This window comes from Bacteriovorax sp. Seq25_V (genome assembly GCF_000447795.1).
In the GTDB taxonomy this organism is placed as follows: Bacteria; Bdellovibrionota; Bacteriovoracia; order Bacteriovoracales; family Bacteriovoracaceae; genus Halobacteriovorax_A.
In genome coordinates, this window is the sequence record NZ_AUNI01000009.1 from 264,063 (window position 1) to 283,662 (window position 19,600).

At 35.3% G+C, this 19,600-nt stretch carries 20 protein-coding genes; 12 read left to right on the forward strand and 8 right to left on the reverse strand.

Annotated features, from left to right (window positions below; all coding sequences use genetic code 11):
* The first annotated feature begins 137 nt into the window (after positions 1-137).
* From rho to M900_RS02590, 5 genes are read left to right on the forward strand one after another with little or no spacing between them, the layout of a single operon-like run.
* The gene (rho, locus tag M900_RS02570) at positions 138-1,385 is read left to right on the forward strand and encodes a transcription termination factor Rho (RefSeq protein ID WP_021273522.1); all 1,248 of its coding nucleotides are present in this window, start codon (positions 138-140) and stop codon (positions 1,383-1,385) included.
* 32 nt (positions 1,386-1,417) lie between these two features.
* Positions 1,418-2,485 carry a peptide chain release factor 1 gene (gene prfA, locus M900_RS02575; protein ID WP_034731126.1) on the forward strand — a complete coding sequence of 356 codons (1,068 nt, stop codon included), beginning with the start codon at positions 1,418-1,420 and terminating at the stop codon, positions 2,483-2,485.
* On the forward strand, positions 2,472-3,389 hold the full coding sequence (locus M900_RS02580) for a HemK/PrmC family methyltransferase (protein ID WP_198295931.1): 918 nt from the start codon (positions 2,472-2,474) through the stop codon (positions 3,387-3,389). The genes prfA and M900_RS02580 overlap by 14 nt, the downstream gene beginning before the upstream one ends.
* Complete coding sequence (murA, locus tag M900_RS02585; protein ID WP_021273335.1) at positions 3,376-4,626, forward strand: UDP-N-acetylglucosamine 1-carboxyvinyltransferase; 1,251 nt, start codon at positions 3,376-3,378, stop codon at positions 4,624-4,626. Before M900_RS02580 ends, murA begins: the two co-directional genes overlap by 14 nt.
* Positions 4,627-4,635: 9 nt before the next feature.
* On the forward strand, positions 4,636-4,980 hold the full coding sequence (locus tag M900_RS02590; protein WP_021273308.1) for a histidine triad nucleotide-binding protein: 345 nt from the start codon (positions 4,636-4,638) through the stop codon (positions 4,978-4,980).
* A gap of 15 nt (positions 4,981-4,995) precedes the next feature.
* On the opposite strand, the gene M900_RS02595 is transcribed toward M900_RS02590, so the two are convergent.
* Entirely contained in the window at positions 4,996-5,751 is a 756-nt protein-coding gene (locus M900_RS02595) for a hypothetical protein (protein ID WP_021273085.1), read from the reverse strand.
* A 125-nt stretch (positions 5,752-5,876) separates the two neighbouring features.
* Between M900_RS02595 and M900_RS02600 the strand changes: the two genes are divergently transcribed.
* Positions 5,877-6,494: a hypothetical protein gene (locus M900_RS02600; RefSeq protein WP_021273104.1), complete on the forward strand. Its 618-nt coding sequence runs from the start codon at positions 5,877-5,879 to the stop codon at positions 6,492-6,494.
* Between the two features lie 58 nt (positions 6,495-6,552).
* On the opposite strand, the gene M900_RS02605 is transcribed toward M900_RS02600, so the two are convergent.
* Complete coding sequence (locus tag M900_RS02605; protein WP_157680527.1) at positions 6,553-6,897, reverse strand: hypothetical protein; 345 nt, start codon at positions 6,895-6,897, stop codon at positions 6,553-6,555.
* A 235-nt stretch (positions 6,898-7,132) separates the two neighbouring features.
* Between M900_RS02605 and M900_RS02610 the strand changes: the two genes are divergently transcribed.
* A complete protein-coding gene (locus M900_RS02610; RefSeq protein ID WP_034730840.1) occupies positions 7,133-8,032 on the forward strand; it encodes a YihY/virulence factor BrkB family protein in 900 nt (299 codons plus the stop codon).
* The gene (locus M900_RS02615) at positions 8,029-9,444 is read left to right on the forward strand and encodes a TerB family tellurite resistance protein (protein WP_021273359.1); all 1,416 of its coding nucleotides are present in this window, start codon (positions 8,029-8,031) and stop codon (positions 9,442-9,444) included. Before M900_RS02610 ends, M900_RS02615 begins: the two co-directional genes overlap by 4 nt.
* On the opposite strand, the gene M900_RS02620 is transcribed toward M900_RS02615, so the two are convergent.
* From M900_RS02620 to M900_RS02645, 6 genes are all read right to left on the reverse strand, one after another.
* Entirely contained in the window at positions 9,445-10,293 is an 849-nt protein-coding gene (locus M900_RS02620) for a class II glutamine amidotransferase (RefSeq protein ID WP_021273253.1), read from the reverse strand.
* Positions 10,294-10,298: 5 nt separating this feature from the next.
* Positions 10,299-10,943: a TetR/AcrR family transcriptional regulator gene (locus M900_RS16875; RefSeq protein WP_021273182.1), complete on the reverse strand. Its 645-nt coding sequence runs from the start codon at positions 10,941-10,943 to the stop codon at positions 10,299-10,301.
* Entirely contained in the window at positions 10,936-14,130 is a 3,195-nt protein-coding gene (locus M900_RS02630) for an efflux RND transporter permease subunit (RefSeq protein ID WP_021273194.1), read from the reverse strand. The genes M900_RS16875 and M900_RS02630 overlap by 8 nt, the downstream gene beginning before the upstream one ends.
* An 8-nt stretch (positions 14,131-14,138) precedes the next feature.
* The gene (locus M900_RS02635) at positions 14,139-14,834 is read right to left on the reverse strand and encodes a TolC family protein (protein WP_021273406.1); all 696 of its coding nucleotides are present in this window, start codon (positions 14,832-14,834) and stop codon (positions 14,139-14,141) included.
* A gap of 143 nt (positions 14,835-14,977) precedes the next feature.
* Entirely contained in the window at positions 14,978-15,580 is a 603-nt protein-coding gene (locus M900_RS02640; RefSeq protein WP_021273210.1) for a hypothetical protein, read from the reverse strand.
* Positions 15,581-15,705: 125 nt separating this feature from the next.
* Positions 15,706-17,076 (reverse strand): sensor histidine kinase, encoded by a 1,371-nt coding sequence (locus M900_RS02645; RefSeq protein WP_021273134.1) that lies wholly within the window; start codon positions 17,074-17,076, stop codon positions 15,706-15,708.
* Between the two features lie 208 nt (positions 17,077-17,284).
* Between M900_RS02645 and M900_RS02650 the strand changes: the two genes are divergently transcribed.
* From M900_RS02650 to M900_RS02665, 4 genes are read left to right on the forward strand one after another with little or no spacing between them, the layout of a single operon-like run.
* Positions 17,285-17,926 (forward strand): YkgJ family cysteine cluster protein, encoded by a 642-nt coding sequence (locus M900_RS02650; RefSeq protein WP_021273536.1) that lies wholly within the window; start codon positions 17,285-17,287, stop codon positions 17,924-17,926.
* Between the two features lie 12 nt (positions 17,927-17,938).
* Entirely contained in the window at positions 17,939-18,565 is a 627-nt protein-coding gene (locus M900_RS02655) for a class I SAM-dependent methyltransferase (RefSeq protein WP_034730844.1), read from the forward strand.
* Complete coding sequence (locus tag M900_RS02660; RefSeq protein ID WP_021273495.1) at positions 18,562-18,897, forward strand: arsenate reductase family protein; 336 nt, start codon at positions 18,562-18,564, stop codon at positions 18,895-18,897. Before M900_RS02655 ends, M900_RS02660 begins: the two co-directional genes overlap by 4 nt.
* Positions 18,879-19,589 (forward strand): tRNA-uridine aminocarboxypropyltransferase, encoded by a 711-nt coding sequence (locus M900_RS02665; RefSeq protein WP_084703407.1) that lies wholly within the window; start codon positions 18,879-18,881, stop codon positions 19,587-19,589. Before M900_RS02660 ends, M900_RS02665 begins: the two co-directional genes overlap by 19 nt.
* Positions 19,590-19,600 lie beyond the last annotated feature (11 nt).

A 19,600-nucleotide genomic window follows, 5' to 3' on the forward strand; every position in this document is an offset into this window, starting at 1 on the left:
TCCCATAGGCGCATAATATAAATTTATCCAAATAAACCCCAAAAAAATACCTTTATTAATATAATCAATAACTTAGAGGCATTCTCAACTTTTCAATTAATAATTATATAAAATTTCTATCAGGAGTATCAGCGGCTATGCATCTTAATGATCTTAGAGAAAAAGAAATCAACGAGCTTAACACATTAGCTGAAAGTATGGACATCGAAAATCCATCAAGCTTGAAAAAACACGAACTAATTTTTGCCATTCTAAAGACTCATGCGAAAAATGATGAAGAAATCTTTGGAGCAGGTGTTTTAGAAATTCTTCCAGATGGTTTTGGTTTCTTAAGATCGCCAGGATATAACTATCTCCCAGGTGCGGATGATATCTACGTCTCGCCAAGTCAGATTAGAAGATTTGGTTTAAGAAAAGGTGATTCAATCGAAGGTCAAATAAGACCTCCAAAAGATAATGAAAGATACTTCGCGCTTTTAAAAGTTTCGACAATCAATGCACAGTCCCCAGAAGCTCATAAGAAGACAGTTCTTTTTGATAACTTAACTCCACTGTACCCAGAGAGAAAGATTGATCTTGAGTACAAGCCAAATAACTACTCGACAAGAATGATCGATATGTTCGTACCACAAGGTTTTGGTCAGCGTTGTCTAATCGTTGCTCCACCAAAAGCTGGTAAGACAGTTCTTCTGCAAGAAATTGCAAACGCAATTACAACAAATCACCCAGAGTCTGTACTGATTGTTCTTCTAATTGATGAAAGACCAGAAGAAGTTACAGATATGAAGAGAAACGTAAACGCTGAAGTTGTATCAAGTACATTTGATGAGCCAGCATCACGTCACGTACAAGTCGCTGAGATGGTTCTTGAAAAAGCTAAAAGATTAACTGAAGCAAAGAAAGACGTAATTATTCTTCTCGACTCAATTACACGTCTTGCTCGTGCATATAACACTGTAGTTCCACCATCTGGAAAGATTCTTTCTGGTGGGGTTGACTCAAATGCATTACACAGACCAAAGAGATTCTTCGGTGCTGCTAGAAATATTGAAAAGGGTGGGTCTCTTACAATTATAGCAACTGCACTTGTTGATACTGGTTCAAGAATGGATGAAGTTATTTTCGAGGAGTTTAAAGGAACTGGTAACTCTGAAATCCAACTTGATAGAAAGCTTCTTGAGAAGAGAATCTTCCCAGCTCTTGATATCAATAAGTCTTCAACAAGAAAAGAAGATCTACTTATGGATCAAGCAAATCTTCAGAGAACTTATGTTCTTAGAAAGGTGCTTCACCCAATGACTACTATTGATGCGATGGAGTTTATGCTTCAAAGAATCACAAAAACAAAAACAAATGCTGAGTTCATGGAGTCAATGAACAGCTAAGATCCTAAGGAAGGAATAATTTTTTTATGAATATGTTTGATAAGCTCGATGCTGTATGTGAGCGATACGAATCTTTAACGGAAAAACTAGCGGATCCATCAATTTATGATCGCCAGGATGAATTCAAAAAAATCTCATCTGAAAGAGCGAATATGGAAGATGTTGTAACAACTTACCGTGAGTATCGCCAAATCGTTGATGATCTAGCTGAAGCTAAAGAAATTCTAAAAAATGAAAAAGACGAAGATATGCGTGAGATGGCTAAAGAGGTCATCGATGAAAATGAACCACGCATTCCAGATTTTGAAGAAAGACTTAAAATTCTTCTTCTTCCAAAAGATCCTCTAGATGATAAGAACGTTATCGTGGAAATCAGAGCAGGTGCCGGTGGTGACGAAGCTTCGATTTTCGTAGGTGACGTTTTCAGAATGTATCAAAACTACTGTCGCGAACAGGGATGGAAAATCGAAGTTGATTCGATGTCTTCAAACGATGAAGGTATTAAAGAAGTTGTTTTCACTGTTTCTGGTGACAAGGTTTATTCAAAACTAAAATATGAATCAGGTGTACACCGTGTTCAAAGGGTTCCTAAAACAGAATCTCAAGGTCGTGTACATACTTCAACTATTACTGTGGCGGTTATGCCAGAGACAGAAGATCTTGATTGGAAGCTTGACCTTAATGACGTAAAGATTGACGTTATGAGAGCTTCTGGTTCAGGTGGTCAGTCCGTTAACACGACTGACTCCGCTGTTCGTGTGACCCATATTCCAACAGGGATGCAAGTTCATAACCAAGAAGAAAAATCTCAGCTAAAGAACAAAGAGAAGGCCTTAAAGCTTCTTTCTGCTCGTATTTTCCAAATCATGTTAGATGAGAAAAATGCAAAAGAAGCAGCTGATAGAAAAGGCCTAATTGGTACGGGAGATAGATCGGAGAGGATTAGAACTTATAATTATCCTCAAGGAAGATTAACTGATCACCGTATTGGTTTAACTCTTTACTCTCTTGATAGAATTATCGAAGGCGATGTCGGCCCAGTTATCGATGCATTGATTGCTTACAATCAAGCAGAGATGCTTAAAGGTGAAGACGAATAGTCCTATGGAACTATTGTCTTTGGATGAATATACGCGCTCCTTTTTTAATAGTGAGCGCGAAGGGCTTGAAAAAAACTACCCAGGTATCTCTGAAGAGAGAATTCGTAGGGAAGTTCGTCAATTACTCAGTCAGACTCAGTTAAATCCAAGTGACACATCAAAAGCAATTTTCTTTCCTTCTGCGACAGATGAAGTAACTCTTTTTTTTGAAGAGTTAAAAACAGGTCGACCAATTGAGCAAATTAGAAAGCGTGCATTCTTTTACCGCTCTGAGTTCTATGTTAATGAAAGTGTTCTTATCCCTCGTAGTGAGACAGAAATCCTCGTTGAAGAAGTGGCCACTTATATTAATAAGACTTTAAGCAAATCAGTTTCAATTTGTGATATTGGTACGGGAAGCGGAGCAATTATTCTCTCGCTTTTACAAGAATCACAGTTTGAGATTAATGGACTTGCAACAGATATTTCAAAAGAAGCACTAGAGGTAGCAAAGAGAAACCTTTTTTTACAGCGCTTTAAATTTAATAAGAATTCTCATCTTGATTTTCACCAAGGTGATAGACTGGCCGGAGTTGATACGAAATTTGATATTATCGTTTCAAATCCACCGTATATAAAATCAATTCAAGACTATCCAACTGTTCATCATCAAGTATCAACATTTGAGCCTCATTTGGCGCTCTTTATTGAAGATGAAAAGTATGATGAGTGGTTTGAAGAATTGTTTAAACAAGTAGAAAATTGTCTTCATGAAAGAGGCCTTTTTTATATGGAAGGACATGAAGATCATCTCGAAGAGCTTGCAAAAAAATTAGAAAATGCAGGCTTCTGTAATGTGGAAATAATAAAAGACTATACAAATAGAAATAGATTTATAAAGGGATATAAAAATGCAAAAGCTTAAAATCAAAGGTCCAGTAAGCTTAAATGGAGAAGTAGAAATCTCTAGAGCTAAGAATGCATACCTACCAATTCTTGCTGCAATACTTTTAACTGATAAGAAAGTAAGACTTAAAAATCTTCCAAATTTAAGAGATATCAAAACGATGATCCAGCTTCTAAAGAATCTTGGTGTTCAAATTGAAGAAGATGGAGATTACACAGTATTTGATGCTTCGACATTAAATTCTCATGAAGCAACATATGAATTGGTAAAGACGATGAGAGCATCTATTTTTGTTCTTGGGCCATTACTTACTCGTCTTAATAAAGCAAAAGTTTCACTACCTGGTGGTTGTGCGATTGGTACTCGTCCAATCGATATTCACTTGTCTAACCTAGAAAAGATGGGTGCAAAAATCGATCTACGCGCAGGTTACGTCGAAGCTAATACTGATGGACTACAAGGAGCTAAACTTCCACTTAAGTTCCCATCTGTTGGTGCGACAGAAAACTTAATGATGGCCGCTGTTTATGCAAAAGGAACAACAGTTATTGAAAACGCGGCAATGGAGCCAGAAATTGACGACCTTGCAAATTTCCTAAACTCGATGGGTGCGAAGATCTCAGGGATTGGAACAAATAAAATCACTGTTGAGGGTGTCGATGAGCTTTGTGAAACAGACTATGAAGCTATTGGGGATAGAATTGAAGCTGCAACTTATGTTATTGCAGGACTGATGACTAACTCCGAAATTAAAGTAACAAGATTTAACCCTGAACACTTAGAGTTTGTTCTTGATAAGCTTATTGATATGGGTGCTAAGCTTGAAATAGGTAAAGACTATGTTAAAACTTTTCCAAGTAAGCTTAAGGGAGCAAAAATTGAAACTGCTCCATTCCCTGGCTTTCCAACAGATGTTCAAGCACAGATGGTTGCCTTGTGTGCAGTGGTTGAAGGAAACTCTATAATCGCAGAAAATATTTTTGAAAATAGATTTATGCACGTTCCAGAACTTATGAGACTAGGATCAAAAATGGATCAGCAGGGAAGTTCTCTCTTTATTGAAGGTGGAGCAAAACTTGTTGGAGCACCTGTAATGTGTACAGACCTTAGAGCTTCAGCAGCTCTAGTGTTAGCTGCTCTTGTGAGTGAAGGCGAGACTATTATTGATCGTATTTACCACCTTGAGCGTGGTTATGAGAATCTAAGTTTAAAGTTTCAAAAGCTTGGAGCAAAAATAGAAGTAATCAACGAATAAGAGGTAATCATGGAAGACTGTTTATTTTGTAAAATTTTAAAGAAAGAAATTCCATCTACTAAAGTTTATGAAGATGAAAAAGTTTACGGGTTTGTAGACATCTATCCGATGTCAAAAGAGCACTATCTTTTCATTCATAAGAATCATACTTCAAATGTAAATGAAATGAGTAAGGCGACACCTAATGAAATAGGCGAAGTTTATCAGGCTATTTCAAAATATACCGAATCAAATGAATTATCAAAAAATGGGTTTAGAGTAGTGACTAATGTTGGGCCAGATGCTGGTCAGACTGTTTTTCACACTCACTTCCATGTATTAGGCGGTGAAAAACTAGGACGCTTTGGTTCTTAAAGCGCCCTTCCTATATTAACGAGAAAGTGCTGTGATAAAGTTTTGCAGCACTGATTGTTGAAGTCTTGAAATCTCAGTGATATTTGCCATTATGATATAAGGACTATTTTTAATATTTCCTGCGATTACTAACTGGCCTTTGCTTGCTACGTACTCGACCATATTAAAATGTAGTGCGAATTCCTCTTGATAATTTTCCATTAAGCTTTTTTCGAGATCTCCACCTTCTACAGGGTTAGGGTTGCGATCACCTTCAATAGAAACTTGAATGAGAGTATTTTTGTCATCATTTTTTCCCATTTTCTTTAGATCGTTATAGATTACTCTTAAAGAAAGTGCACCGAGGTTTTTCTTGATAAGAAACCAAAACTCTTCAAAGTAAGTCGTTCTATCATTGGGCCAAAGCGCATTAAGGTGATCGATTACAGTGTGCATATTCTCAAGAAGGGAAATATTGTTTTGAAGTGTCCAAGTCTGATTAACTTTATTAAAAATTGTTACAAGTTGATCAAAACTCATTTTCTCAAAGTTGTCATTATCAACTCCGGCTTCACCTGCTTCTCTGATTGGATAGAATTTAGCATTCTCGAGAAGACTTTCCTTTATCGACTCATCTTCAAGAAGTGACTTATCAATAAATAAGCATGATAGAACTTCACTTTGAATTGTTTCAAGAGAAACAACTTTTGATGATGAAGACTTATCTCCAAAATTTAGAGTTCTAATAACTAGCTGCTTACTATTTTTGAGATGTCCTAATTGAAGAATCACCTTTATACCTCACTGAATTGGTCAATTTTTTTGTAAATAGTAACTTATAAAATACTTGATGTGAATGAATGGAGGCAAAATATGTGTAATTAGACTAATTTTTTGCATAGGGTTAAAATAAGGAAATGATGAAAATCTTTATACTTACCATTCTTTCTATCAATCTCTTGGCCCAAGATGAGTGGTTTTTCAAAGATATGCTGGATGGGGAGATTACCCTGCCAAAAGAAGCTCCCCGTAAAAAGCACTTCATATCAGCACCTAAAACATATTCTTTTGATATTTCTGGCGATGGAATTAATGAGTTTTTAAAGTTTCAATTCGTAGATGGTTTGACTTACTTTAAACTTTTTAACCATAAGAAAGAGCCTATCTACGACTATAAGTTTGAAGTAAAGGGCTTCGATGCGAGACCATATAAAATCGTAAAGAAAAATATTTCTGAAACAGAAATCGCGACGCTTATATTTTTTTTCGAGGGAAAGACTGGCTATCTTGAAAATCAAGGTAGTTCATCTATCTATATTGGTGTTACAAAGAAAGGTGAGGTGACCAACTATTCTCTCCAGAGATTAACTAATGTTTGGTATGAGCTTGGAGATGGTGATACCTACATACGTAGACCTTATGAATATAAATTTGACGATGTTAATAATGATGGGGTTCTGGATATCATAGTCTATAGTGGAAGAGTTAAAAGAATATTCTTCTATGGTAGAGATGGACGTTGGACTGATGAATAGACTTAATTAATAAAAAAAGGGATGATAATTTTCATCCCTATATTTGAGAAAGTCTCTGTTAAGAAGCTTTTGGAATATCGTCGTTCTTTTCTTCTTCTCTTCCTTTCCTGTTACGAAGTTCTTCAAGTGAAACAACATTTGAATGATCTTTGCGAGAAACTTTAAAAAAAGCAAAGCCACTTGCAATGATAGGTAGAAACATAAAGAATAAGAAAAGAAGTTTGCTTGTACTTGATGTTTCAGTAAGTGATTTAACTTCAATTCCCTCTGGAGAGTGAATTCTTTCTTCTGGTTTTTCAACTACAGCATTTGGATTATTAGCATCTGAAAAGTCGTAACCTTTAGCTTTTTCTGGTGGGACTTCCTTATACTCTTCAATTGATACCCCTAATATTGGTTCCACCGCCGGCTTCCTCGCCCAACTTGGTGAAGATATCAGAAATAAAATAGTAAAGAACATATATTTGCTCATCGATCCTCCATGATCCCTTAAAGCAATCTAAGGGAATAATCCCTTATCGTATTATTTTACCATTAAATTAAATTTAGAAATAGTCGGACAAATTTCACATAATATTTCTGTACCGTTTTAGTCGGTGTTGAGTTAAGTATCGAAATTTTTTACCGAACAGTAATTGATGAAAATACTAAAAAAAATGAAGGGCGAGTCAGAGTTCTTCGAACAATATTTTTTTAATTTTGTGAAAGAATTCATAACAAGATTCTTAAGTGCCATTTTTCTTTTTAAAAAAAGAAAAGGGGAGGTACTTGCTGGGGCAACAACATTCTTTACGATTTTAAGCTTTGGACCCGCGATTCTATTGATTATATCAGTAATAGGCTTGTATGTAGGAGATAATGAAATCGCAAAGGAGCACGTTATTACGACTCTTTTTTCAAGTTTTCCAAAAATCGATCCATCTATTTTAAAAAGCCTACGTATGCTTATTGAAGAACAAATTTCCGGGCATAGTGTAAAGCTATATCAAGTTGGAATTTGGTTTTTTGCGTGTTTAGGAATTAGTACATCCTTCGTTTTTGGAATTAATACACTTTCAAAAGTCGATGTGGATGGTGGCTTTTTTCAAGATGATGTGAAGTCATTTATTTTTGGTGTCCTTATGGCACTGTTTTTTCTTGTTGTTTTCATGCTCTTTGAAAAGCAATTCATTTTAACTCTTGTCGAAACTTTTTTAACTGACAGTGATACTATTTTAAAAATAATTGAAATTGTCGTTTGGCCTTTTGCAATTCTTTTTTTTGGGCTTTTTTATAAGTTTAGTGCGCAGATTGAAGTGAGTTTGAAAGATGCTCTATGGGGAGGATGTGTATTCACATTACTATTTTTCCTCGGGAAGTCCAGTTACTGGTTATATTTAAAATATTTTAAGGATGATCTTTATAGGGATTATGGAAACTTCTATAATTTTATGGTTGCCATGCTATGGGTCTATTTCATTGTTTGCTCTTTCTATATTGGAGCTAGTTTTACGTATGTTAATAAGGTAAAAGTTTTTGTTAAGGCAAAGAAGAAATGAATAAGTCAGAAGTAAAATTACTATTATGTCACTACTTTATCTCGAACTCTCACTACGATCTAATCGAAGCAGAGAAGTTTTTGAACTACTTTAATTTTTCTTACCAGATGCAGATGAGTAAGTTTGAAAAAGATGTGAAGCTTGTTGAGGTGAAGCGTATCACGATGAAGCTACCTGAGAGTGAATTGAGACTTGCGAAACTATATTTTAATAGCGATGAACTCTATTCAGTTTACGAGTTAGTTTTCAAATACTTTTTTACGACTAAGAGAAATGGAAAAACAATAGATATTCTACAGAATGTCGAGAGAGTTTGGGATTTATGTCCTAGAAAATGTTTTTCTATACGATATAAATTTTTTGAAAAGCTTTATGTTAAAGATATATCACTTCATGACTATTCGAGAGCTGTTCTTTCATATTTCATGATTTCATTTGGTAATGATGGAATACTAGACGACCAAGAGCTTAGTCACTTTAGAAGTCTTTTACATGCTACAAAATATCGTCCAAAGATGCCAATTGAGTTCTTTGAATTTAATAATGTATTAGATTTAATTTCAATAGAAAGAGAAGAGGCGATGAAAATTAGAGAAACTCTACTTGGAGCTGCAAATAGTGATGGAAGTTATCATGTTAGTGAAATTAAATATATCAAAGAGATCATTGATAGACTTGGACAAAAAAAGAAACATCGTAAATTAAATATTGATCTTCTTCCATTCCTTACGCTGGATGTGTTGATGAGTGATGGAAAATTAACTGCTGGCGAGAAGAAGTGGTTTACAACGCGTTTTAAACAAGTTCCTGTTGCCGAAAGTATCAATGAGTATTTTCTTATTTTTGCACTAGTAAGTAAAAATTTAGCTATATATAAAGAGAATAAGGATTTTTTTAGAAGACTTATGCCGCGTGGTGCTGCCTATACTCTTGCAGCAAAATTATATGTTCTTTTTATGAATCGTTACATGAAGTTAAGTGAATTGGATCTTCATTATTTTGCAAAGCAAGTTTTTGGAGAGAGTGATATAGAAATTCTTGATTTTGCAATGGGACTTAATCGTGAGCAAATTCGCTCTGAAGAAGTGTTTATGCTAATGAATTTTATCACTAATGAACATATCGACACAAGAATGCTGAATGGCTATCTCGATGTAGGTTATATTAAGTCTATATATCAAAAACTTTCTGCGAATAAATCCTTGCTAGAATATTACTTTATTTGCAAGTCACTTTTTGTGGATAGAAAATTGTCTGCAAGAGAATATGAATTATTGTGGAGTGCGTTTGTAGAGCTTGATATTGACTTTACAATTCTTGAGCAGGCGATAAGTGATTATTCACTTCTTTATGTACAAAATTATTCAATTGATAAATATTTTGAATATCTTAAGGAAGGTGAAGTGATTTAACTACTTCACTTTTGCGAAATTTAATTTCATATGATTATCAACACCAATTATTTGATAATCTTCCATCTCTATCCAAATATTTTCTCCAGATAGAGGCTCTGAAGTAAATATCAAATGATTCACATATCCTGTTTCTGATTTTGCTTCACATTCTGGTGAATAGCTAGGACAAGTGTCACGATCACGGCATTTATTTTTAAAAGTACTGTAGTAAAGTTTCTTTCCGGCACTAAGTCCTACCATGACATGACCATTAGTAAGAATAAAGGTCAAAAAGTTTTCACATGGAGCGGCTGCCTTTTCTAGGCAAACATCACCAGTTATTTTAATTAGTTCTTTAAAGGCATCTTGAACACTTTTCATGACGACTTCAATTTTTAGACCGCGGTCAGAGATATCGAACTCATCACCCATATAAGAAAGAATGAAGTAAAATAAAACCTCACTATCTGTGGAACCTAAGATAAATCGTTTAAACCGTGGTGATATGGCCTTAACCAGCTCATCTCTCTTTTCTAGAAAGTTCTTGATATTTCCATTGTGAGCGAAGGTCCAATTGCCAAACTGAAATGGGTGAGTGTTAAGGATATTTACTTCACCCATAGTGGATTTTCTAATATGAGCAAGAACTGTTTGCGAAGAAACAATCCCCGAAAGTCTTTTAAAAATTGAGTCATTTATAGCTGTCTTTTCTGATTTTATAACATGAGGGACGTGGTTGATGTAGTAAGCAACTCCCCAGCCATCTGGGTGGTCGCTACTTTGTGAGCCTAGTGCATTTTCTGCTTCGACTAAACTCGAGTGAACCTGACTTTGAATAACTGAACGAAAACCAAATAATCTACACATAGTGATTATTTATCGGCATCCTTATTTAAATAGTTAAGGATAGCTTCAGTAAACATGAAAAGACTTTGCCTTTTATATTCCTCTGAAAAAAATGGATTTTTAGAAATCATTAGCTTTCCTAGCGTTGAGCAAAGAATTAATGAATTGTGTGCAATGTATGAGAACATTGCCTTAACCGCCCATTCCAGTTTTATTGGATCAATATTCGCAGGAACTTCTTTTGCAAGGAGCTCTTTCATAGGAGTGAATCCGGGAGGAACTAATGTATTGCAGTCACAAGCATCTGGTATGAATGCTTCATCCTCAGGGAGAGTATTACTGATAAATAATTTAAAACTATTAATAAAAGTTTTTGGGTTTTCAGTGAATTGACAGAATATTTTCCAGTTGAAGTCTTGAATGTCTTTAGAATCAGAGGCGATCGATTTAATCGATGCCTCCAACTTAATCATATTTGTATTCATAACTTCTTTATAAAGATTTTGTTTATTTTTGAAATGATAATTAATTGATGCAACATTAACACCTGCCTCTTGAGAAATATCTCTAACAGAAGCACTATCGTAGCCGTGCTCTGCAAAGAGAGTTCCGGCTACATCGATAATTTTATCTTTTGTGTTTAATTGCTCTTTTAATTCATCATTACTCATTTCTAACCTCATCCAAAACTACCGACCCAATAAGGTCTTGTTCCGCTTCACCTTTAATGAACTTGCTCTTAATTTTTGCAACAAGGGTGAAGTAGTCTTCAAGTATAGCATAAGCACTTGGTATAAAGACAAGTGTTAAAATTGTTCCTGAAGTTAAGCCCCATGCCATCGCCATTGTCATTGGTACAAGCATTGAGTCTGTACCACCTATACCATAAGCAGTTGGAATTAGGCCACTGATTGTAGTTAGAGATGTTACTAAAACAGCTCTCAGACGCATTCCTGAGGCCTTGACAAGAATTTCGTGAAGACTTAGACGGCCTTCTTCTCTCATTTCGTCAATAAAACTAATTAAAACGATACCAGAGTTAACAATAATTCCTGAAAGACCAATCATACCAATTAACGCAAGAAAACTTATTGGTCTTGAGGAATCAGCGTGACCAGAAAGAACCGGAGTTGCAAACGCAATAGACATACCAAGAAGTCCAAGCGGGATAGTCATCATAATGATCATTGGTCGTAAGAAACTCTTGAATAGGAATACTAGGATTGCAAAAATCCCAATTGCGGCAAGTAATCCTGCGCTCGCGAGTGACTCCATCGATTCTTTTGTACTTTCTGCAGCTCCTCCAAAGCGTAATGAAACACCAGGGAAATCTTTTGAGACATCATCAAAAATTTCTTTTAGCTTTTTGTTCGCAATTTGCGAAGTGATGATATTCTCATCAATATTACCTAAGAGTGTTTTACTTTTTTTGTAATCATATCTTTTAATTACAGCAGAGCCATCTTGGACATGAACTTTTGCAATATTTGCAATTGGAACAAGGTTTCCTTTATTATCCATAACTTTTACATTGAGGATATCATCTAGGTCTCTTCTTGTATCAGCTTTTGCTCTTACTTCAAGATCAATGTCTTTGTTTTCAAGAGTTACGTTACTTACGATATTTCCCGAGATAAATGATCTAATATTTTGCCCAATTCCATTAACATTAAGTCCTAGTTGATCAGCTTTTTTATAATCAACATCGACATAAACCTCTTCATCACCAAATACATCATCTACTTTTAGATCCAAAATACCTTCAACTTTTGAAAGTCTCTCAGAGACAACTTTAATAATTTGATCAAGTTGTTCACTGCTATTTGCTCTAAAGGTTCCTTCGATGGCATCTCCTACAGGTGGACCATTGATTTGAGCCTCAAAGCTTAAGCGAGTCATCTCTGGAACTTTAATCTCTCTCAAGAGAGGTAAGATTTCAGTGTGAGGGCGATTGAATTTTGCATTGTCGCTCACATAAATGAAGAGAATACCAACATTGTTGCCATCCTCTGCTTTAGGATCTGCAAGCTGAACTTTAGAACGACCAGCGAAGCCAACAACATGTTTTGCATCGTCTTTAAGAACTTCTTTTACTTTCACACTTAAATTTTCAAGAATTTCTTCAGTTCTCTCGACAGTTGTCCCACGCTCTGTTTGATATCTTGCGATGTAGATTTCTGTTTGATCAGCTGGGAAGAGAATAAACTTGTTACCAATTGCCATCAGCAGGAATGATCCAACGATAATACCTGTGAAAAATATTGCCGTGAAATAGCGGTGGCGAACAGTTAGATCCATTAACTTTTCAAACCACTTCTCAAACTTTTTAAACCAATTTTGTGAATCACTGTCATTCTGTTTAATACTGTTGGCGATATCTTTTGCACGTCCTCCAAATGCGACAAGTCTCATTGGAAGGAAGAGAAAACTTTCTAGTAAACTTAGAATAAGAGATATCGTTACGATCACAGGAATCCATTTAATAAATTGTCCCATGATACCTTTTGTAACTAACATTGGCATAAAGGCAGCCATTGTAGTTAAGGCCGTTCCAGTAATAGGAACCCAAAGTGATCTAATACTCTTAAGAGCTGCATCCATTGGTGTGTCACCCTCTGCAAGAAGGCGAGTGTAGTTTTCAGAAATAACAACGGAGTTATCAACGAGCATTCCAAGAGCAATAACAAGAGCTAGAATTGTAATTGCATTTAAGCTCATTCCAAAAGCTGGCATGATACCAATTGTACCCATAACCGCAAGTGGTAACGATAAACTTGCTAGGATTCCAATTCTTCCTGGGAGGAAGATGAATAGAAAAATCATAACAAGAGCAAGACCAGATACTGCGTTTGAACTTAGTACTTCGAGTTTGTTTTTAACTTTTGTCTGTTCATTGTTATAAACAGAGAACTGGTGGTTAGGGTAGTGCTTTTTAAAAGCTTCAACTTTCTCAATGATTCGATCAACCATTTCAATTGTATCTGCACCGGCTTTTTTACTAATGGTCATAAGAGTGGCTTCTTGACCATTATATGTTGTTCTTACTTTGATCTCTTCTTTTCCATCAACGATTTCTGCAACATCTTTTAAGTAAACGTTACTTCCAGAAAAATTAGAACGAATTAAAACATTTCCAAGTTGAGTTACATCTTCTATTTTCCCTTCAATACGAACAAGCTTTTGCTTTTCCTGTCCTTTGAGAGAACCACCTGGGATGTTAACATTTCTTGATCTTAATTTATTGATAACTTCTTCAATACCAATATAGTTTGAGTCAAGCTTGTCAGTGTCGAGGATGATTTCAAATTTTCTCTTTGCAAAACCATCGAGAGTAACACCTTTTACAGTTTTCAAGTCTTCAATATCTTCCTTTAGAGTATCTGCAATCTTATCTCTTTGTCTTCCGTCATTAGTTCCTGTCACTGCGATCTGATAAACTGGGAACTCTTCAGAGTTGATCTCTTGAAAGCGTGGAGGATCTTTTAGGTCAGATGGAAGATCTGAAACACGATCAACCGACTTTTGAAGATCTGACATAACCTTGTCAACATCGTCGACATTGTCCATGTCAACTCTGATTACGATTGTTGATAAACCTGCCTGCGATGTGGACTTCACATCTTTAATACCAGAAACTGTTCTTACCTCATCCTCAATCGGTTTCGTAATTTTAATTTCGATGTCTTCAGCACTTGCCCCATCATAAACTGTCGTTACATAAGCTGTTGCAAAACTTACTGCTGGATAACTTTCTGCGGTCATTTTTTTCAGGCCGAGAAGTCCATAAATAATTAAGAAAAATGAAAGTACAATTGTGAACTTATCATTTTCAATAAAAAATCGAGATAACTTTTCCATAATATTTCCTATTTATTAATTGAACATGGTGTTTCAGTAAAAACTGAAAAGTAGTCAATTAGCGTACTGATTACATTATATTTTGTGTTAATTTCATTTAAATTAGACTGAAGTAAACTGTCTTCATCCTGAATAAGTTCTCTAGAAGAAAGTCTCGCTTGCTTGAACTTCTTTTTTGAACTCTTGAGAGTTTCATCAAGTAATATTGAATTACGTTTTTGGGCCGCAATTACTTTGTATAGAACATTGATTGATTGCACTGTCTGAGAGTGGAAAGCGGAAAGTTTTCCTTCGACTTCTTGGTAACGAGAAATATTAGATTTTTGAATTATTTCTTCCCTGATAGCTTGAGTGTCTTTTTTTGCACTTCCAAGAGGAATATCAAGTTGGAAACCAACCGCATATTGCTGTCTCCCCTTATCTTTTAACTCATCAATTGCATCACTATGGCTGAAATCTTTACCGATATAATTAACTTCAGAAATAAGCTTGATATCAGCTTTTGAGTAACTCTCATTAACTCTTTGGCTAAGTTTTAAATCTTGCTTTAAAAGTTCAAGAACTTCATCATACTGAGTAAACTCTTTAGGAGCTTCTGCTTTAGAGCTAATATTCGCAGTACATGCTAATACTTGTGCAATTGTATTATCTAAAGAATAATTCGCTAGAGTTAAATCTTGTGCTCCAATTTTTTGCGGGAACATTTCTTTTAGTCTTTTAAAAAGCTCTGATCTTTCAAATTCTAAAAGTAGGATTTGACCATTCCTCGCTTCTACTTGAGATCTCGTACGAGATAGTTCACCTTTATCTGCAACATTATTTTTGTAACGATCGAATGTGTCTTTTTCTAAGCTTTTTTGTCCGTATCAAGAAGTTCTCTTGCAATTTTTAATGATTCATTATTTGCAACTAAGGACCAGTATAGTTTTCTAACTTGTCCGATATAAGCGTGAGTTGTGATTTCACTTTCTTTTTTTGCAATTTCTTTTTTGATTAAAAGAGATTCGTGATTAGCTCTTGTTGTTTTACCAAATAAATCTTTGTAGAGATCAATTGCAATGGCTGCACCAAATTTTGCGGTTGTTCCATTTTGATAAAAATTATTTGATACCTGACTGGTTCCTGCTGTAACAGAGCCTTGAACTCCATACATTGTCGGCTTAGTCAGCATTACTTGAGCTTCTTTGATTGGACTTGTTACGGGAGCAAAAGTAGAGAAAGAAGTTTCTTTCGTCTTGAGATAATTATATTTGGCCTGTAATGTTGTCTGGAATTTATCTTCAAATGAGTTGTAGTTAAATTCAGAATTTAATTTTTCGAGTTCTAGTTTTTTTGCATTGAAACTTTCACTTTTTGCCCACTCAATTAGTTTATCTTCCGAAACACTTAAAGCATAAGTATTCCCCGATAAGACAAGAAGGCATGAAATTGGTATTAGAGTCTTTTTCATTTTTATTTCCTACTTTAAACGATTGTTTGAATTAAACGGATGTTTGAATTTAAACACATGTTTTAAATTTAATCAAGTTAATTTGACTGCTTTTGAAATAGATTGTAAGTGCTTGATTTTAAGGATTAGGCGGCAACGTTAGTTGATGGTATTTGATTTCTACTTATCTTAAGAACAAGAGAGTAGCCAGACATTGTTGTCTTCATATAGATCTCAGCTTGATTTTCACTTGATAAAGCTTGCGCTAGAATAAGGTTGTAAACAAGAGGATTTTGAATTAATTCACTCGTTTGGTTAAGTGCATTTTTGATTTCATCTTTATCGACTTCACATGATGAATGACTTACTTCAAAATACGAAAATTTATTATCTTCATTATAATCTAGTTTTATCCAGCCATGTGGTTTGTTTGCAGAGAGCTGGAAAGCATTCGTGATTAAACTTAAAAGAATTTGAGAGATACTAGTAGAGTTACAAACAAGCAAAGATTTGCACTCATTCACTTCGTTATAGAACTTGATGTTTGAGCACTTAAGCTTTTCGTTAATAAAGCCAACTGCATCATCAACAATTTTGCTAATTTCGACTTCTTCTATATTTGTGTTCTTATCATTTTTGGACATCTTTTTTAGAGAATCAATTGTCTTTGCTATTCTTTCAACATTCTCAAGGCAGCGATTAATACTGGTTTCTGATAAATCGTCAACGTTTCCGCTATTCATCGATTTTATTCTTCGAGAGAGTAGGGTGAGATTTCCTCGAATTATTGTTAGTGGGTTATTTATTTCATGGGCCATTCCAGAGGCCATCTCTCCAATAGCAGCCATTTTGGATGACTGCAATGCCTGCCTCTCTGTGTTTATTCTCTTTCTATCAGACTCCTCAATTTCAGAGAGAAGGTACTCTTTATCTAGGCGTAGAGAAATATTTTTTACAATTGATTGATTGACCATTTGCATGTTGAAAGCAAGTCCAACAAGATATAATAAAAAGATAATGATTAACGTTTCTTTGACTTCACTGTGTCCAAGAGAAAAGCCAATGATTGCAGAAATAATTAATGCAAAATTAAATGCGTAATTACCTTTTAACGTTGCACCATTAGAGCCGGTAGCACCTGCACATACTCCTGCATATATTGTCATTGCAATAAGCATCTTCTCTGAAGGTACATCGGTCAGAAATAGAATTGATGATGTTCCCCAGAGAAGGCCACCGTAGAAACAGATAATTGAATTGATAAGTTCGAATTGAGAAATTGTAATGTCTCTAGTTGATTTATTTTTCCAATAAAAATCTACCGATAGTTTTCTGAGAAAGAAATAGAATGCAAATGAAGTAAGCCAGGCGATAAATTCTAGTTGAAGATCATCTCGGTAATAGTAGTAACTAAAAACACTAGCACATGCGAGCGACACAACATAGATTGCAATCTTTCTCGAATAAACGAGATCGAGCCTTAGGTAGTCGAATGTGTCACTACTATTCATCTTCATAGATAGCTTTTCGACAACTTATATTGTTTACTTTAGCAAATCGATAGGCTGAAATGGCAGAATTTTCCTACTATACATAAATTATTGAAAAAATTGATAGAATAATAACTGAGCGTGTCAGGAGGACAAGATTAACTTTCCACAACGTGCATTTGAAACATTCAAAAGATTAAAAAATCTTCATGAATTTGTGGACCTCTACAACTATATGCTTAATTTCCTTTCGCGTATTGAAGATCCAATTCTTCGGGCCCGAAAATCTCACCAATATGTCTCACAGTATACAAATGAAGTTTTAAATAATCCCATCGCAAAGAAATTTGTTACATGCCATCGTGGGTGTAGTGCTTGTTGCCACACTCAGGTTTCTGTCAATGCAGATGAAGCGCAATTACTGGCGAGTAAGGTTATAAATAACGAAGTTCAAGTCGATCTGACAAAACTTTATATCCAGGGAAATGTTGAAAATAATAGTGAGAAGTGGTTTGCACTTCCTTACGATGTTCGAGGTTGTGTTTTTCTCGACGATAAAGGTGCTTGTACTGTTTATGAAGATCGACCTTCTGTCTGTCGTACCAATAACGTTCTTTCTCCGCCAAAAATGTGTGAAACAAGAGATGGCGTAGAAAGGCCAATTCGGTTACTGAATACAGAGAAGGCAGACATGGCGATTATTGCTTCATATGAGGTGAGTGGAGACGCTGGAACATTACCGTCAATGCTTTGGAAGGCAATGAAGCAATATGGTGAACCACCAAAGGTTAGTGAGAAATCGTGGTCAAAAAAGGTGACGAAGAAAGCATACCTCTCCCAATTGAAAAAAGACCTTTCCAAAATTTTCGAAGTGTAATAAACCATATAAATGAAATGTCGACTGTGTGGATCTGATTCACTTCAAATTTATTTTAATGAATATTCTAAATGCAATAACTGCCAGATGATTCAACAGGATGAATCAACACTACTTAGTTTTGAGCAAGAAAAAGAACGTTATTCACATCATAATAATGATAGTGAAGACCCTGGCTATATTAAGTTCTTAAAACAACTCACTGACCCTCTTCTCGATTACATTGATAAAGATGCTAGGGGACTAGACTTTGGGTGTGGGCCAGGACCAACAATTTCTAAGATTCTTGCTGAAGAAAATATTAGTTGCGATAATTATGATCCAGCATTTTTTCCAGATAAAGAATTGTTAGCAACAACTTATGATTTTGTAACTTCATCTGAGGTTTTTGAGCACCTTCATCAGCCAAGAGAAGTTATTGAGAACGTTTGGTCTTTGGTTCGACCTGGTGGGCTTCTTGCGATTATGACAGTGTTTTACCCTGGGAATCAGGACGAGTTTCCAAAGTGGTGGTATAAGAATGATCCAACTCATGTGTGTTTTTACAATGAGCAAGTTTTTGAGTATATTGCCAATAAATTAAATGCAGAAATTTTATCGATGAATAAGAAAATCGTTATTCTTAGGAGAGCTCTATGAAAGTATACGGAATTAAAAATTGCGACACTGTAAAAAAAGCGCTGAAGTTTTTAGAAGAAAATAAAATTGATTACACTTTTGTTGATTATAAAAAAACACCTCCAACAAAATCAGATATCGCGAGATGGAAAAAAGAATTTGGTGAACTTCCAGTAAATAAAAGAGGACCAACTTTTAGAAAAATTAAAGATGCTTTTGAAGCGGCAAGTGCAGCGGAAAAAGTACAACTTCTTATTGATAATACTTCGGCAATTAAAAGACCACTGGTTGAAGTTGATGGAAAAGCAATCCTTCTAGGCTTTGATGCAAGTGAGTGGAGTGCAAAGCTTTGAGATGTTTGAAGTGTTTTAGACCTGAAGATTTTTGTTTGTGCTCACATGTGCGAAAGTTTACTCCAAGGTCAAAAATCATCATTCTCATTCACCCAATGGAAGCCAAGCGCGAGAAGCTTGGCTCGGGCCGTATTACACGCGAAACACTCGAAAATAGTGAATTGATTATGGGGATCGATTTTACTGATGATAAGCGTGTAAATGAATTGCTTGCTGATGATCGTTATCTCCCTCTTGTTCTATATCCTGGGGACGATTCAATTAGTGCTACGAATCCAACCAAAGAACAAAAAGAATTACTCTCAAATAAAATACCATTGATTTTTGCGATTGATGGCACTTGGCCGTGCGCTAAGAAAATGATGAAACTCTCATCGAATATAAATTCACTTCCAAGAATCTCGTTTGAAACAGATAGAGTTTCTGAATTTCTCATTAAGCATCAGCCCCATGTAAAAGCTCTTTCTACAATCGAATCAATTCACGTCTTACTGGATGATCTTGACCGAAATGGTCTTGAAAACCTTGAAAGAAAACATGATGCCCTGATTGATGTGTTTAAAAAGATGGTTCAGATGCAAATTGCCGTGGCGACTGACCCAAATAGACCAAGTTATCGCGGGCGTAAAATGTCTAAAGATAGAACTTTACTGATCAGAGAAAAGAAGAACAGAAGCTTCATTTTAAAGTAAATTGCCACTTT